We start from the raw sequence: 16,122 nt of genomic DNA on the forward strand, positions 1-16,122 counted from the left end.
TCTGTGTGTCATGATACTTGCCGAAGCCGCCGCGCCACGTCGCGACCAGCGCTACACTCGCCGGCAACGGTGGCCACATAACCTCTTGATGGTCGTGGTGGATACCCTGGTGGTTCGGCTATTGTTTCCCGTGGCCGCCGTCGGAGCGGCGGTGATGGCGAATGAGCAGGCGTGGGGACTGTTAAATCTGGCCAATCTGCCAGTTTGGTTGTCGGTCCTTCTGGGGACGATCGCGCTTGATCTCGCAATCTACTTTCAGCATCGCATCTTTCATGCCGTGCCCTGGCTCTGGCGCTTGCATCGTATGCACCACGCGGATCTGGAATTTGACGTAACGACGGGCCTGCGTTTCCATCCTCTGGAAATTGTGCTTTCCATGGTCATTAAAATCTCCGTCGTGGTTGCGCTGGGAGCACCTGCGATCGCGGTACTGATTTTCGAGGTGATTCTCAATGCGACCTCAATGTTCAACCACGGAAACGTACGATTGCCTCAAGGACTGGAGCAAAAGTTGAGACCGGTGGTTGTTACGCCGGAAATGCACCGCGTGCACCATTCGATTGTTCCTGAAGAGACAAATAGCAACTTTGGTTTTAATTTGCCTTGGTGGGACCGGCTTTTTGGCACCTATCGCGATCAGCCTGCCGCTGGCCATATTGGAATGATCATCGGCATCGAGGATTTTCGCGAGCCGCAGGACCTCCGGTTGGATCAGATGCTGATTCAGCCATTTCGTCGGACCCACCGACGGCCTTGATTGTAATGGGCAATAGGATTTTCAGGAATTATTGATCTTTTATTCGGCCAGAGAGGTCCCTTAAAAGGGCCGAAATATCAAGGGATTGTCCATGAGTAGCCTCCATGAAACCGCCTATCCAAGATTGAAAGCGGCCGTCTCCGACCAGGAACTGGCAGAAATTTATACACCCACGGTCAAGGAACGATCTTTTGCCAGACAACATGGTCGAACACCCGCTGCTCGGGGCGCTCTGCTCATTCTCCTGAAAACAGTTCAGCGTTTGGGCTACTTTGTCAGTCTCAAAGCCGTTCCCAAATCGATCACATCACACATTCTCGCCTGCGACGACCTCTCACATCTCGCACTAAGCCGACTCAGGGAATACGACCGCAGCGGCGGCGTCCGTCAGCGGATGTTGGACGCGATTCGTCAACAGGTGGGCATCAAGGCGTTTACCGTCGAAGGCAAGGCGGTCGTGCGGGACTTGGCACGAGAAGCGGCGACCACCAAACAGGATCTGGCAGACATTATCAATGTGGTGATCGAAGAGCTGGTGCGCCAGCGTTTTGAGCTACCCGGTTTTTCAACGCTGCAACGGACAGCCCGTCAGGCTCGCAGCCAGGTCAACACGGGGTTCTTTCGGACACTCAATGCGGCTTTGACGGAGCAGCAAAAACAGGAATTTGACCGGCTGCTGCGTGTGCCTGACGATTCACCTCATACCAGTTGGCATAAACTGAAACAGGAACCCAAAAAACCGACCAATACAGAAGTGAAGAAGTATCTTCAGCATCTGGAGTGGCTTCAGGGCTGGTGTCAACGATTGCCCGCTGTTGATCACATTCCAGCCGCCAAGTATCACCACTTCATACTGGAAGCGCGCGCGTTGGACGCAGCCAACATCAAGGCCATGCAGAGCACCAAACGCTATGCCTTGATGATTCTGCTGGTCCATGCTCAACTGCGTCGCGCAATGGACGATGCCGTCGACATCTTTGTCCGCAAGATGCGCAACATCAAGACCAAGGCGGAAGCGAACCTGAACCAGTATCACCTGGATCACATGAAGCGGATGGACAAACTGGTCGCACAACTGCGTGACTTGCTGACCGTCGTTCAGGAAGCGCCGACGGATTCCGAGCGAGGTGCCCGTGTCGCGGCCGCCATCCAGGGCGATCCTGATGAATTGCTGGCCGAGTGTGAGGAACACATGGCCTATGCCGGCAATAACTTCATCCCGTTCATGCTGCACCCCTATCGCCCGTTACGCCCGCTGTTATTCAATTGCCTTGAACTACTGGACTTGACGGCGACCAGCCACGACCAGTCCTTGGTTGACGCGATTGCTATCTTGAAAAAGCACCGGCACAGCCGTAAAGAATGTCTTGTTCTGAGCACTCATCCTATTGATGTGGCCTGGTTACCAGAGCGCTGGCGCCGTTTGATTTTGGGTACTGGGTCAAGCCTGCTACCACCGGGCATGGTCTACCGGAAGTATTTTGAGCTGGGCGTATTGATGCAGGTGAAGCGTGAACTGATGTCCGGCGACCTCGCGGTTGCGAACAGCGACCAGTACAGCGATTACCGAGAGCAACTGGTGAATTGGAGTATCTATGAGGCGCAAATAGCCGACTACAGCAAGATGGTCGGCATTGCCTCCGAGCCCGCTGCATTTGTGGCGCAAGCCCGCTCACGGTTGAGCGCAACGGCAGAGCGCATCGACCGTGACTTCCCGGAGAATGAACACGCCGTCTTCAATGGCGAAGAACTGGTGATCCGGAAGCACCGTCGTACAGCACCTCCGGATGGGTTGGCTGAGATTGATAAGCAGTTATCCCTGAATCTGCCCGAAAAGAATATTCTCGACATTCTGGTGGAAGCCGAAAAATGGCTCGGGCTCCATAAACGCTTTGGGCCACTGTCCGGCTACGAAAGCAAACTGGAGGACCCCCGTACCCGTTTTGTTTCGACCCTCTTTTGTTATGGCTGCAATCTTGGGCCGACCCAGACCGCTCGATCCATCACAACGCTTAATCGCCGGCAGGTGTCCTGGCTCAACCTGCGGCACGTCACTGAAGAGCGCTTGGAGCAGGCTATTGCGCAGGTCATCAATGCCTACAACCGCTACCGGTTACCGCGACACTGGGGAACCGGACAACATGCCGCCGCCGATGGCACAAAATGGAACCTGTACGAACAGAACCTGCTATCGGAATACCACATACGGTACGGCGGTTATGGCGGGGTGGGCTACTACCACGTTTCGGACAAATACATCGCGCTGTTCAGCCACTTCATTCCTTGCGGCGTCTATGAGGCCATTTACATTCTTGATGGGCTGATCAAAAACGATTCCGATATCCAGCCTGACACCCTGCATGGCGATACCCAGGCGCAAAGCGCGCCCGTCTTCGGGTTGGCCTACCTGCTGGGTATCAACCTGATGCCCCGAATCCGTAATCTGAAGCAGTTGGTGTTCTACAGGTCCGATAGACGCCAACGTTACGAGCACATCGATGCCTTGTTCAGCGAGACCATCAACTGGAAACTGATCGAAACCCATGTGCCGGACATGCTCCGGGTGGCGCTATCGATTAAGGCTGGAAAAATCGCACCGTCCACCATATTGCGACGCCTGGGTACCGCAAGCCTCAAGAACAAGCTCTACTTTGCTTTCCGGGAACTGGGGAGGGTCGTTCGAACAACCTTTCTTCTGGACTACATTGGCAGCGTGCAGTTGCGGCGAACCATTCATGCGGAGACGAACAAAACCGAAGAGTTCAACCAGTTCGTGAAATGGCTGTTCTTTGGCGGCGAGGGGGTGATCGCCGAGAATATCCGCCACGAGCAACGGAAAGTGATCAAATATAACCACTTAGTGGCCAACCTGGTCATTCTTCATAATGTGGAGTCGATGACGTTAACCCTTAAAGATCTCAAGGAGCGCGGCCATCATATTGATCACGATATTCTCAAAGGATTGGCTCCATACCGCACGGACCATATCAATCGATTCGGCGATTATACGCTTGATGTTGAACAGCAAGTTTCACCCATGAGCCACCATATAAAAATAATTTAAAGCCAATAGGTTAGTTCACTTTTTGGAGGATTTCGTCAGAATCGTTGCCGACCCTCGAACTGGTGATACGCTGATTTCCGGTAGAACGCGGTATCATCATGCGGTGAGTTTGAAGCAAAGACGGTCATCGCACCGGCTAAACTATTTTGCTTTCGTAATTTAGCCATTGCCGCCTCACAATGGCCTACAAGCGCTCTATGTAACTCATTGCTGCTGGTCACGCGCTCCCCAAATGTTCTGGTGCTGTATATTTGCTGCTTGTCTGGCCTTACATCGTCCCACGCTATTCGAACTTCACCATTAAGCTCTCTGATAGTATTTTCCACCAGAATAGAAAACTGTTTGCGCATATACGTCGGCGATTTTTTAGAGAGTTCATAAGCACTGTGGATACCCATAAATTCAAGTTTTTTCCCCAATCGGCTTCCAATGCCCCAGACGTCCGTCACTGCCATTTGTTTAAGTATGGCCACTCGCTCTTCATCTGAAGAGATAACGGCAACGCCGCGGTATCCCTCAATGCGCTTTGCTGCATGACTGGCTGCTTTCGCTAATGTTGGTGTTGGTCCTCCACCGGCGCCAACGGGTAGGCGCACTTCTTTCCAAACGGTCTTTCTTATCTCGAGGCCTAGGGAAAGCCAGCTTTCATGATTTAGTGGTTTATCAAAACGTGCGAACAGTTCGTCAATCGAGTAGATATGAACGTCATCTGCAAACCGAGCAATCGTATCCATCATTTTATTACTCAGTGACTGATAGAGCGATTGTGGTTGAAAACGGAAAAGTCATTGCAGATGGTAAAAAGGAAGACGTACTTGTGCAATTTAGAAAGCCAAGTCAAACACTTAAGAGGGCACCATGATTTTAAAAAGTGGTGGTGAGAAAAAAGACTGGCTTCAACGATTAATGCGCGGGTGGCTTGCGCCACCTCCGGGGCAAGATTGGGTGTTAGAAGCCGAGTGGTCACGGATTATGCAAACGCCAGTAAAGGCAAAGGGGCTATTGTACCTCGTATCCATCGTACTTTTTCTTTTAGTGGTTTGGTCGTATTTTGCCGAAATCGACGAGGTGGCAAAAGGCGACGGGAAGGTTATATCGTCTCAACAGCTTCAGGTGCTGCAATCGTATGATGGCGGAATTGTTCAAGACATTTTAGTGGCAGAGGGGCAAACCGTAAAAGCGGGGCAAGTTTTGCTTAGGGTTGACCCGACGCGATTTCTATCCAGCCTTGAAGAGAACACCACACAATTTGCTGCGCTCGCAGCAAAAGTGCAAAGACTGTCGGCGCTTACTCAAGGTAAGGCACTGAGGTTTAATAAAGAGTTGCAAGAGCAGGCCCCCAGCATTATCGAAAACGAGCGCAAGCTTTATAACTCGAATCTGGCGGAGCTTGACGAAGTAGCCGCTGGCTCAGATTCACGTATTATGCAGCGCCGCCAAGATGTGGAAGAGGAACGTGCAAACCTTTCCCAATATCAAAATGTACTGTCTCTAACGAGAAAAGAGTTATCCGTTACAAAGCCGCTGCTTGCTTCAGGTGCCGTTTCGGAAATCGAAATTCTCAGGTTAGAGCGACAAGTGGTAGAACTTGAAGGCAATATCACGAAGTCTAAGGTGGCCATCGAACGCGGACTTAATGCCATCGAAGAAGAAATCATAAAAAAGGAAGAAAGCCGATTAAGATTGGTAAATCGTTGGAATCAAGAGCTTACTGATGCTACCGGCGAGATGGCTACTTTGCAGCAATCCCAAACCAGCTTAGAGGATGTGGTATCACAAGCTGATATCAGATCACCCATTAACGGCACGGTTCAGCGGTTACTCATCAATACGGTTGGCGGTGTTATAACGCCAGGTAGTGCCGTGGTTGAACTTGTACCCCAGGATGACCAACTTATCGTAGAAGCCAAAGTTTCGCCGAAAGACATCGCGTTTATTCGACAAGGCCAGCCAGCTATTCTTAAGTTCAGCGCTTACGATTTTACCATTTATGGTGGCATGTCAGCAGAAGTACAACATATTAGTGCCGATGCTATTACTAATGATAAAGATGAAACTTACTACTTAGTAAGATTGGAAACAAAAAGGAGCATAGCAGATGAATCCCTCGACATTTTGCCGGGGATGATAGTTCAGGTTGATATATTGACGGGGAAGAAAACCGTGCTTAATTATATATTATCGCCATTGTTCAACGTAACAGCCTCTGCGCTGAGGGAGCGTTAAATGAGACATTTTATTGCCGAAAAAGATTTACAAGGCGCGCTAACTCAGTACTCATGGACAAAATATAATACCGTTACCAGTATTGAGTGTAAGGAAAGTGACTGCATCTGGATATTAGCTACCGACGACGACTGGCGCCAGCAACTTATCGCCGCAAAACAGAAAGTTTCTCAGGTGGTATTACTTACCTACAAGTATGATCGTTTAGAAATGCAGACAGCGCTGGTGCTAGGAGCAAGAGCGTATTGCCATGCCCTTGGCGCTGAATCTTTATTAGCATCGGTTGCTCGCGTTATAGAAGCCGGAGGCATGTGGCTACCTAACGAGTTATTGTCTGTTACGACGTCAAACGTTGCTTCAAACCTCCAAACGAAGCGAATACTACCAACCCTTAAAAGCCTAACAAACAGAGAAAGGGATGTATTAAGCTGTATCCTAGATGGGCTTAGTAATAAGGAAATAGCGCGGGAACTCGGTATCACCGAGCGTACCGTCAAAGAATATGTCGGTACGCTGCTCAACAAATTCCAAGCTAAAGACAGAATTAGTCTGCTGCTTCGCTTAGGTGAGTTTAGTCATCTAAAAGATGCTCTATAACCTCAATATGAGAAACCACCCCGTCAATACCAAGCTCGATAAATAAATCTTGGTGATCAGCACGTTTAACGCCATCAGCGTATACATTAATACCAAAGGTGTGAGCTAACGAGCAGAAGCCTCTGATAAATGCGTGATTGGCGGGATTAAAGTCGATGTCCGCCATAAAAGCAGAATCAATCTTCACATAATCTAAGCCCATCTCTTGTACGTTTAATAATTGAGAGAAAGACTCGCCAACGCGCTTAAGGCCAATCATGCAATCTTTGGCTTTTAGCGTGTTACAAAAATCTTTAAATTCATCTGGGAAACGCGTGGCGGTAGACTCACGTACTTCAAAACATAATCTGCTCCAAATTTTTCTTTAACTTCCTGTTCGAGTTTTGGAAACTCGATAATATAGTGATCCTTGATTTGCTGGCCAGCTAGTAGCAGAGCTACGAAAGCTAAGCAGTGCGACGCAAATAGGGAAAGGGTCATGGTTTTTGATTATTTTTAGACTAAAGTATAAATGAGGTTACTAGGACGAACATTAAACTTAAGTATTGATTGTTATACGTTGTTATAGATATAGCACGGCTATGCTGATAAACCAACCATGAATTTGCTAGGGGATTTATTTGTTAGAGGTTATTTTTTTACTACAAAATCGTTTTCTTGGATGTTCGCGATAACGCCTGTACCTGTGTTTACCACCGTTGATGAATTGCCAAAGGCACGGTCGACAATAAACGTGCCAGGGTAGACAGCATACTGAAGGTACGTCCTGCCAAGGTTATCTATTACTTCTTTAGCTTGATAAAGATATAGTTCATCTTTCTCAGAAATGCCATTATCTCTCCCTAAAGAAATTGAAATTTTGTTGTTCGCAACGCTAATTACCCTACCTGTTATAGGCTGGCAAGCAGTGGATTCTTTGATGTCTTCTATTGCCTCGCTGATGCTTACGTCAATGGCTTGACCATAGCGGGACTGCCAAAAGGTTGACGAAAACTCATCAACATCTTCGAATCTGTCAAACGTCCATTCTTCTTGGTTTCTATACGACGAGGTATAAAGCAGGCCCCCATTTATTCCATCATAAACCTGAAGTGACATTGAGAACGCGCGCTCTGGTGTACTATCACGCCACGGTGTAAACACAGGCGGGGTATCTTTTGGGCCCATACTTAAATCGTCGATAACACCAATAATCACAAACTGAGTGTTACTTTGGGCCGATAGGGTGCGTATATTCTCTGCGGTAAACCGGCTGTCAAATTTTGCCGTATGAGGTGCAACATAAGTAATGCTAAGGTTGTTGGTTTGAGCTTTCATTGCCTCTACGAGTCGCTGAGTGAAAGCTTTGTCGAAATTAGGCATATTGCCATGGGTCAAATGACCTCTATTTCTAATTCTAAAGTGTGTAGTGGCGAAGTGTTTCTCATCAAGCTGTGCATCGCACGTCTTACCTTTAGGAAAAATATCGGCTCGGACACGCACGGTAATTACCTCACCGTTAAAGGTTTCGTTAACTAGCTCAAGCTGATTAACTTCGCCGGTAGAGCGGATTGTCATTTCTTCGTTTTTAAGCAATCCATTGGTGAGTTTGGCAACACTGTGCACTGAAGCGCCGGCAAACAGCATTGCTTGTTTTAACGCTTCTTGCGTGGCCGTGCGTTTAGCTGCTTCTTTATTACCATCTAGCACAACTGCTTGCCCCGTGGCCTCATACCACGCGGCATGCGCTTGCCCAATAAAAAAAACTAATAGGCAAACTACCGCCACAGCAATATTAAAAAATTTCGCCAGAGTTGTTCTGCTTATGCGTTGCACCACACACTCCTATTGTTGCTCAGTCTATGCGCCAGATTAATACCACGAACTATGCGAAAAAAGTGCCAAGTGATGTGGGTTTTCTATAATAAGTTAAAATGGGCGCACATCTTGCTTTCTTTGGGCTATATCAGCGAGTAAATGCGTGCCTGATGTAGGCAGGCGAATCGGTGAATACCGAAAAATTAGGCGTTAGGTCAAACAGGCCATCGAGCGTTGTCATAGCGTATCTAATAGAAGCTAACAAATAGTTAAGCCGTCAGTAACCTGTTATTGATGCAAATTGAGGTTTAGATTCATGTGCTTGAATAAATTGAAAAAATCGAAAGTGTTTATTCAGTCTTCCATTCTCGGTTTCGCTCTCAGTATAAGTGGCTGTGGCATTATTGATAAACATGTCGAGTGGGAGACGGTTGAGCCAGAAAGCTATCCCGTTCTGAAGGCCATTGGCTATGCGCCGATTTCATCTCAGCGAGGTGAAAGTGATAGTATGAAATTGATAATGGCAATGAAAGCGTCAAAATTAGATGCATACAGAGAACTCACAGAACAAGTTTATGGTCAAAAAATTGAAGGCAGCCAATCAGTTTCCCATCTTGTTGTAGAGTCGGAATCGTTGCGAGCCTCAGTTGAAGGCGTGATAAGAGGCGCTGAAGTCGTCAAAACTTATCCGGTAGGGGAGGACACCTACGTGACAGAACTCTCTTTAGATATGCAGCAAGTTTATGATATTTATTTATCTACCGCGAAGCCAAGAAGAGTCAAAGACGTAAAATACTATTAGGAATGGGGCGATATAAAGCAGCGCAGGCTACCTTGGTATATAGGGCCTAAGCGCTGACGCCAGAACCTAAGGTTCCGCCTTTTGGCTTTCCCTTCTTATCATAAGTAAGCGACTCTTTCGCACGCACTTCCATCATCAAATTCCGCAGGTGTGTGAGGCGTAGCTGTCCTTGCTCCACGGCTTTTTGATTGACTTGTGTGCGGTACTTGCAATCGTCAAGTAGACGCTTTGCTTGCTCCATTAAACCTTCATCGTATTGGGACAATGAGGCAGAGCCGGCAAGAGTACGTTCAATATCACTATCAAGTGTCTGAATGGACGTAAGTAGCTGCGTTTTTTCGTCTAGTACTTTCATCAACGATTCAGCGTCACGAGAGCTTATAAGCTGAAGCTCCTTCTCAAGCAAGGCAACAAGTGTAGAGAGTTGCTCTACTTGCTTAGCTATTGCTTGTGATAATGGGCTGTTTTGTTCAGTCACTCTTACGCTCTACTATTCACTTGATTATTTTTATTTGGTACCGAAAATTTCACCTTCAAGTTTCGCTATTTTGTTAGCGAGCACTTCTGGATTCACTTTATATTCGCCACTTTGAATCGCTTTCTTTAAACGATCTACTTTGTCTTGATTAACAGGCGCTTCAGTTCCTTTTTTCTGCACTTGATTTAGCTGCTGTGCAGATTGAGTCAGCGACACTGAGTCTTGACGTGGCGCTGGAGCCGTCTGCGCGCTTTGTGCCGCAGCCTGTTGCTGAGACTGCTGCGTCTGGTTTTGTTGCGCAACCTTCCCATTATCAACGGGTGTTTTAGGTAACCCATTGTTTATATTATTAATAGCCATAATAAGTCCTCACTACTTTTTTGCCTCTGTAAAGTATATCGGCCTTTACGCTTATTTCTTTAGCCAAATTATGCACAAAAAAGTAGATATTTACTGCCTCAATTACAAGTGTATCACGACTTCTTCAGGGCTTGCGACTCTAGCGATTACTGCTTTTCTGCTGCTTGCGTTTAAAACCTTAATATTATCACCCACGACGCCGTCTTGTTGCGCAATACCGGCAGTCTTAACTTCCATGCCAGCTACCTCAGCAGTAATAGTAATTCTATCGCCTTTGCAGACAAAGCATAGCATATTCGATTGGATTGCTTGTCCGTTAGTTACTCGGCGCTTCATTCTAGCGCCAATAAGGGCTTCTAAATCGGTAAAAGCGGTATGCCGCAATCGTCTAACGTCAACTTTTGCCAGTGTTAAATTAGAAGAAGTAAGAACCGTGCCAGGACTGACGGCTCCTTGGGTAACAACGATTTCTTTTGTGCGTGTAACTTGGCCGCTGGTAAACAGATACCACTCATTATTTTGACAGCTAACGCGCACCGATATATACGACTGACTTAGCGCTTCTTGCGAAGCATTATACTGAAAACCGGTGGGGCAATCTGGAATATTTATCCTATCGTCTATCTTCACAATAGCCACATCAATGCTAGTATCCTGCGCATTATCAGTAAGTTGAGAGAGCAAATATTGCTTTGCGCCTTCTTCTACGCGTACGTGATTAGTCATTGCCGCTAAGCAACTTATTGAAATCACACTAAGTACCACGCATAGAAGTAAGCGAGTAAGTGATTGGTGCATTGTAGCGTTATTTGGTTTCATAGTGACTTTTCGTGTTCAGTTTACGAGTTATTGACTATGCTTAGTAACACCAGTGTAAATCCGCATTGGATTTAATTGCAAAGCGTACAGTAAGGTCAATAGGTGCTAGTCTCAACGCAGGCTTATTAACGCTGTAATAATTGGCTATTACAAAAACAAAAATGACATTAAGTGTCATTTTTCTGTCGTTTGACCTGCAAAAATTTAGTGATATTGTCTATCTTTATTATCAGAGGCAATGATCATGCCCAGTATTATTTAGAGGTGACCTATGTCGGGGATTTTAGATTCAGTAAACCAGCGCACGCAGCTTGTTGGGCAGAATCGCTTGGAGCTGTTGCTGTTTAGACTGAACGGCCGCCAACGCTTTGGGATCAATGTTTTTAAAGTGCGGGAAGTGCTGCAATGTCCTCCGCTAACCGCTATGCCAAAACTCAATCCTCTGGTGCGGGGGGTGGCACATATTCGTGGGCAAACTATTTCAGTTATCGACTTAAGCATGGCAACGAGAGGCCGACGGATTGAGGACCTTTCTAATGCCTTTATCGTTATCGCAGAATACAATCGTTCGGTGCAGGGGTTCTTAGTGGGCGCTGTGGAACGTATTATAAATACCAACTGGGACGCAATTATGCCTCCTCCACAAGGTACGGGGCGAGCAAGTTACTTAACCGCGGTTACTGAAGTTGAAAATGAATTGATTGAGATCCTTGATGTAGAAAAAATTCTCAATGAAATTTCGCCGCTTAATGCAGAAGTAAGTACTGAGGTAGCTGAAGGCTTAACCACAGAGGGCCAAGAAAATAAGATTATCTTTATTGCAGATGATTCTTCAGTGGCTCGAAATCAGGTTAAAAAAGCATTAACGTCGCTTGGCCTTGAAATTGAGCTTGCGAAAAACGGCTTAGAGGCTTTGAAACGGTTGAAAGAAATCGCTGAAGAGTATGGCGATGTAACTAACCGTGTTGGGGTTTTAGTGTCTGATATTGAGATGCCGGAAATGGATGGTTATACGCTGACGGCGGAAATAAAAAATACGCCGGAATTGCAGAAGCTTCACGTCGTGCTCCACACTTCACTTAGTGGTGTATTTAACCAAGCAATGGTACAGAAAGTCGGCGCTGATGACTTTATCGCAAAATTTCATCCTGATGAGCTTGCGACCGCAGTACAAAAATGGCTAATGACAGAGTGCGAATAACGGAGCAATATAGGATTGGCTAATAAAGACGTTTCGCCAGCAAGTTACCTGAAGTTCAGAGAATTCTTAGAAAAGCAGTGCGGTATAGTACTAGGTGATAATAAACAATATCTAGTGCGCAGCCGCTTGGCTTCTTTGCTCTTCAAATATAAATACGAGTCGGCTGACGAACTGATTGATGTCGTTGTACGAGGTTTTGACAGATCTTTACTTCAAAGCGTTATAGATGCAATGACGACCAATGAGACCCTTTGGTTTCGCGACAACTATCCTTTTGACCTTCTTGTTAAAGACCTGCTTCCTAAGTTATCGGCAAAGAACCAAAAGATACGGATTTGGAGCGCAGCATGCTCTTCCGGTCAAGAGCCATACTCCATCGCTATGTCTGTACTTGAGTATCAGCGTCAGCGTCCCGGCGCTTTGCGTGCGGGGGTTGAAATTGTTGCCACTGACTTGTCCTCTGAAATGTTGCAAAAGTGCGAATCGGGCATCTATGACGAGCTGTCGTTGGCTCGGGGTTTATCGCCCCAACGACGACAAGCATTTTTTCAAAAAAATGAAAGCGGTTTGATGCAGATAAAGCCTGATGTTCGCCGAATGGTAAACTTCAGAAGCCTTAACCTTCTTTCAAGCTATGCCGCCCTTGGCCGCTTTGACATCGTTTTCTGCCGCAACGTGCTCATTTATTTTTCAGCAGACATCAAGCAGCGCATACTGCAACAAATTGCCGGACAACTGCAGTCTGAAGGCATACTTTTCCTTGGCGCTTCTGAGTCTATCAGCGCGGCAAGCGATACATATAATATGGTGAAGTGCCACCCTGGCCTCTACTACCAGAAAAAATGATCTCACTTATCGGTCTGATAAATAATAATTTTTTATCGATCAGGTCGACCACTATTTAAAAAACCTCCGTCAAAAACTCATTATGGCATCTGCCTTGCTAACTATTTTCATAGACGACATTTAACGGAAACCGTCACATCTTAATTCCGTCAAATTGTCACCATGAAATGTTTATAAGTATGTCAGAGGTCATGTTATGGCTATTAACCTAGATAAACTGGTTGGCTTTAACGAGTCGGCGCTCAAGATACGCACAGAGCGTATGGAAGTTATTTCAGGGAATCTAGCAAACGCAAATACGCCAGGCTACAAAGCGAGAGACATCGACTTTAATAAAGCGATGCAGTCGGCAATGCATGAGGCATCAAGCAGCTCATCAAGCCGGGCTTCTTCAGGTCTAGTGCGGACAAATGATCGCCACTTAAGCGGCAATTCTACGTCAGTAGCGGCAAACTTTGACATGCAATACCGCATCCCAACACAACCAGACACTGGCGACGGTAATACGGTTGAAGTTCAAGCGGAAAGAAATCGGTTTTTAGACAATGGATTGCGCTACCAAGCCAGCCTAGAATTTTTGAACGGAAAAATTAAAGGCATGAAAAAAGCGCTTAGCTCAGGAGGTCAGTAGTCATGAGTTTATTTAATGTAATGCAAATTTCGAGTACGGGTATGGAGGCGGAGAATGTACGTCTTAATACTACGGCAAGTAATATTGCCAACGCTAACTCGGTTAGCAGCAGCTATGACGAAACATACCGAGCTCGCCATCCAGTTTTCGCTACGGCGTTGCAAGATGCAATGCGCGACCAGTCGAAAGGTGCAGGTGTTCAAGTAAAGGGTATTGTAGAAAGTGATGCTCCTTTGCAAGTGGAGTATTCACCTAACAACCCGATGGCAGATGAAAACGGCTACATCTATAAACCCAACGTGAACATTGTGGAAGAGATGGCGAATATGATGTCAGCGTCCAAAGCGTATGAAACTAACGTGCAGGTTGCGGACACCACAAAGCGTATTTTCCGTCGCGTACTGCAGCTAGGTCAAGGGCAGTAACTTGCCGCTTGAATAATGTGAGGATTACTCAGTGAATACCATAAACAATACTGGCTTAAATACTGATCTGTATTGGCAAGAGGAAACCGTCAAAATAGCTGACGGCACCGAGCAGCAGTTAACCCAGGAAGATTTCTTCTCAATGTTAACTGAGCAGTTAGCCAATCAGGATCCCACTGCACCCGTTGATAACGATCAAATGGTAGCGCAGATGACATCATTTACGATGGCCGACGGTATTTCCCAGCTTAACGAAAAGTTTGAGTCGTTTGCAGCTTCAATGACATCGAATCAAGCGTTACAAGCTTCTAGTCTTATCGGGCAAAACGTGCTGGTTCAAGGTAACGTGGGTTATATGGCCAATGAAGGCGATGGCATTTCGGGTGTCATCGTGAATGAAAAAACAGTTCAGAATATGACGATCACTATTGAGAACCAGTTTGGTGAAGTCATAAAAACCATTGATGCAGGCACACAAAGCGCTGGCAACATTGAGTTTGAATGGGATGGCAAAGATAAGCATGGCAACCAGATGGCACCGGGTGAATATGTTATCAGTGCCACTGGCGAGTTGAATGGAGAAGGTGTTCAGCTGAATACCGCCGTTAATCGCCATGTTGGAAGTGTAAGCTTGGCTGGTAGTGGTCAAGGCGTAATTTTGAATTTGGATGGTGATGTCAGTATCAATCTTGATGACGTCATTCAAATCGGCAGTTAGTAGGAGAATCAATAATGTCTTTTAATATTGCACTGAGTGGCGTATCGGCCGCACAAAAAGATTTGGATGTAACCGCCAACAACATCGCAAACGTAAATACTGTTGGCTTTAAAGAATCTCGTGCTGAATTTGGCGATGTTTATGCGGCATCACTGTTAGCAGGTGGTAAAACGAAAGTGGGTGACGGTGTACTAACTCAGGAAGTTGCACAGCAATTTTCTCAAGGTAGCCTTCAGTTTACGAATACGTCGTTAGACCTTGCGATTACAGGTAACGGTTTCTTTGCGACAGTACCTGAAATTACATCACGTGACTTTTCATTTACTCGTGCCGGCCAGTTTAAGCTCGATAGTGACAACTTCGTGGTAAACAGTAATGGTGACAACCTTCTGGGCTTCCCGGTAAACGCTGATGGAACCAGTGCATCTGTTGCGCTAAGTACTACCGAGCCTGTTCGTATTCCTGACTCTTCGGGTTCACCGCAACAAACCTCAGAGGTTGATATTCGTATGAACCTTCCTGCTGGCGACGCTGGTCTAGACCCACAAGACTTCAACCCTGAAGATCCGTTGACTTATAACGCAGCAACCTCGGTAACTGTTTATGATTCACTGGGTGATAGCCATGTTATGACCTATTACTTCATAAAAGACGGTTCACCAGGCGTTGATAACGAATGGTATGTCGCTACCGCGATTGACGACACACTTGTTGATATGACCGACTCTGCTGGTAATGATACCGACCCAGCTACAGCGGTTAACTCAGTAGGTGGAAATACAGGTAATGCAGTAACTGCGTCTAAGCTTATCTTCTCTCAAGGCGGTGACTTTTCTGGTATGGAAACACCAGACGGCAATGCTACGTTAGACTTTAAAATGCAAACTGAAGCGCTAGGTGCTGGCATATTGGCAAATGGTTCTGACCCAAATCAACAAATTAGCATCGATTTTAACTTGGACGTGAACAGCGCCACACCTAATGAGCCGACTCAGTTCGCCTCTGCGTTTGAAGTTACTTCACTAGAACAAGACGGTTTACCTGTAGGTCGATTAACGGGTATCGACATTGGTCCGGATGGCTTGGTTCGTGCAACGTTCTCTAATGGTACGTCTGAACCTATTGTTCGTGTCGCTTTGGTTCGCTTTTCTAATGAACAAGGCCTAACTCAAGAGAGCAGTACTCAGTGGAAGGAAAGTATTCTTTCAGGTGAGGCACTAGCAGGGGAAGCAACAACCGGTACTTTCGGTGAAATTAACTCTTCGGCGCTGGAACAAGCCAACGTTAACCTTACCACTGAGCTCATCGACATGATTATCGCTCAGCGTAACTTCCAGGCAAACTCGCGTGCGCTTGAAGTGAACAACTCGCTAAACCAGACTATCCTTAACATTCGATAGT

At 46.6% G+C, this 16,122-nt stretch carries 17 protein-coding genes; 11 read left to right on the top strand and 6 right to left on the bottom strand.

The genetic code is table 11. From position 1 onward, the window contains the following. Positions 1 to 10 precede the first annotated feature (10 nt). A complete protein-coding gene (locus MADE_RS05195) occupies positions 11 to 757 on the top strand; it encodes a sterol desaturase family protein (protein ID WP_201767779.1) in 747 nt (248 codons plus the stop codon). Positions 758 to 848: 91 nt separating this feature from the next. Next, positions 849 to 3,821 carry a Tn3 family transposase gene (locus MADE_RS05200; RefSeq protein WP_012517612.1) on the top strand — a complete coding sequence of 991 codons (2,973 nt, stop codon included), beginning with the start codon at positions 849 to 851 and terminating at the stop codon, positions 3,819 to 3,821. A 35-nt stretch (positions 3,822 to 3,856) separates the two neighbouring features. Here MADE_RS05200 and MADE_RS05205 read toward each other — a convergent pair whose 3' ends face one another. Beyond that, complete coding sequence (locus MADE_RS05205) at positions 3,857 to 4,558, bottom strand: DinB/UmuC family translesion DNA polymerase (protein WP_023559549.1); 702 nt, start codon at positions 4,556 to 4,558, stop codon at positions 3,857 to 3,859. A 121-nt stretch (positions 4,559 to 4,679) separates the two neighbouring features. On the opposite strand from MADE_RS05205, the gene MADE_RS05210 reads away from it, so the two are divergent. Together MADE_RS05210 and MADE_RS05215 are read left to right on the top strand one after the other, a co-directional pair. Further along, positions 4,680 to 6,047, top strand: coding sequence for an HlyD family type I secretion periplasmic adaptor subunit (locus MADE_RS05210; protein ID WP_012517615.1), 1,368 nt, complete (start codon positions 4,680 to 4,682; stop codon positions 6,045 to 6,047). Further along, the gene (locus MADE_RS05215; protein WP_012517616.1) at positions 6,048 to 6,644 is read left to right on the top strand and encodes a response regulator transcription factor; all 597 of its coding nucleotides are present in this window, start codon (positions 6,048 to 6,050) and stop codon (positions 6,642 to 6,644) included. Here the strand turns inward: MADE_RS05215 and MADE_RS20145 are convergent. Further along, positions 6,619 to 7,002 (bottom strand): EAL domain-containing protein, encoded by a 384-nt coding sequence (locus tag MADE_RS20145; RefSeq protein WP_080653170.1) that lies wholly within the window; start codon positions 7,000 to 7,002, stop codon positions 6,619 to 6,621. The genes MADE_RS05215 and MADE_RS20145 overlap by 26 nt on opposite strands. Before the next feature lie 272 nt (positions 7,003 to 7,274). After that, complete coding sequence (locus MADE_RS05225; protein ID WP_012517619.1) at positions 7,275 to 8,459, bottom strand: flagellar assembly protein T N-terminal domain-containing protein; 1,185 nt, start codon at positions 8,457 to 8,459, stop codon at positions 7,275 to 7,277. Positions 8,460 to 8,757: 298 nt separating this feature from the next. On the opposite strand from MADE_RS05225, the gene MADE_RS05230 reads away from it, so the two are divergent. Continuing rightward, positions 8,758 to 9,243: an LPP20 family lipoprotein gene (locus MADE_RS05230; protein ID WP_012517620.1), complete on the top strand. Its 486-nt coding sequence runs from the start codon at positions 8,758 to 8,760 to the stop codon at positions 9,241 to 9,243. 46 nt (positions 9,244 to 9,289) lie between these two features. Here MADE_RS05230 and flgN read toward each other — a convergent pair whose 3' ends face one another. The 3 genes from flgN to flgA all read right to left on the bottom strand — a co-directional run bounded on the left by flgN (position 9,290) and on the right by flgA (position 10,900). After that, positions 9,290 to 9,721, bottom strand: a complete 432-nt coding sequence (gene flgN / locus MADE_RS05235) for a flagellar export chaperone FlgN (RefSeq protein WP_012517621.1) — start codon at positions 9,719 to 9,721, stop codon at positions 9,290 to 9,292. A 30-nt stretch (positions 9,722 to 9,751) separates the two neighbouring features. Next, a complete protein-coding gene (gene flgM / locus MADE_RS05240; RefSeq protein WP_012517622.1) occupies positions 9,752 to 10,081 on the bottom strand; it encodes a flagellar biosynthesis anti-sigma factor FlgM in 330 nt (109 codons plus the stop codon). A gap of 102 nt (positions 10,082 to 10,183) precedes the next feature. After that, positions 10,184 to 10,900 (bottom strand): flagellar basal body P-ring formation chaperone FlgA, encoded by a 717-nt coding sequence (gene flgA, locus MADE_RS05245; protein WP_015066430.1) that lies wholly within the window; start codon positions 10,898 to 10,900, stop codon positions 10,184 to 10,186. A 271-nt stretch (positions 10,901 to 11,171) separates the two neighbouring features. Here flgA and MADE_RS05250 point away from each other — a divergent pair, with 271 nt between their 5' ends. The 6 genes from MADE_RS05250 (at position 11,172) to flgE (ending at position 16,121) form a co-directional block, all read left to right on the top strand. Then, positions 11,172 to 12,101, top strand: a complete 930-nt coding sequence (locus tag MADE_RS05250) for a chemotaxis protein CheV (protein WP_015066431.1) — start codon at positions 11,172 to 11,174, stop codon at positions 12,099 to 12,101. 15 nt (positions 12,102 to 12,116) lie between these two features. Further along, positions 12,117 to 12,947: a CheR family methyltransferase gene (locus tag MADE_RS05255; protein WP_012517625.1), complete on the top strand. Its 831-nt coding sequence runs from the start codon at positions 12,117 to 12,119 to the stop codon at positions 12,945 to 12,947. A 196-nt stretch (positions 12,948 to 13,143) separates the two neighbouring features. After that, positions 13,144 to 13,578: a flagellar basal body rod protein FlgB gene (gene flgB / locus MADE_RS05260; protein ID WP_012517626.1), complete on the top strand. Its 435-nt coding sequence runs from the start codon at positions 13,144 to 13,146 to the stop codon at positions 13,576 to 13,578. A 2-nt stretch (positions 13,579 to 13,580) separates the two neighbouring features. Beyond that, a complete protein-coding gene (gene flgC / locus MADE_RS05265; protein ID WP_012517627.1) occupies positions 13,581 to 14,003 on the top strand; it encodes a flagellar basal body rod protein FlgC in 423 nt (140 codons plus the stop codon). A 31-nt stretch (positions 14,004 to 14,034) separates the two neighbouring features. Next, the gene (gene flgD / locus MADE_RS05270) at positions 14,035 to 14,721 is read left to right on the top strand and encodes a flagellar hook assembly protein FlgD (protein WP_012517628.1); all 687 of its coding nucleotides are present in this window, start codon (positions 14,035 to 14,037) and stop codon (positions 14,719 to 14,721) included. A 14-nt stretch (positions 14,722 to 14,735) separates the two neighbouring features. After that, on the top strand, positions 14,736 to 16,121 hold the full coding sequence (gene flgE / locus MADE_RS05275) for a flagellar hook protein FlgE (RefSeq protein ID WP_012517629.1): 1,386 nt from the start codon (positions 14,736 to 14,738) through the stop codon (positions 16,119 to 16,121). The last annotated feature ends 1 nt before the right edge of the window (position 16,122 follow it).

It is taken from the genome of Alteromonas mediterranea DE, from assembly GCF_000020585.3.
GTDB classification, from domain to species: Bacteria; Pseudomonadota; Gammaproteobacteria; order Enterobacterales; family Alteromonadaceae; genus Alteromonas; species Alteromonas mediterranea.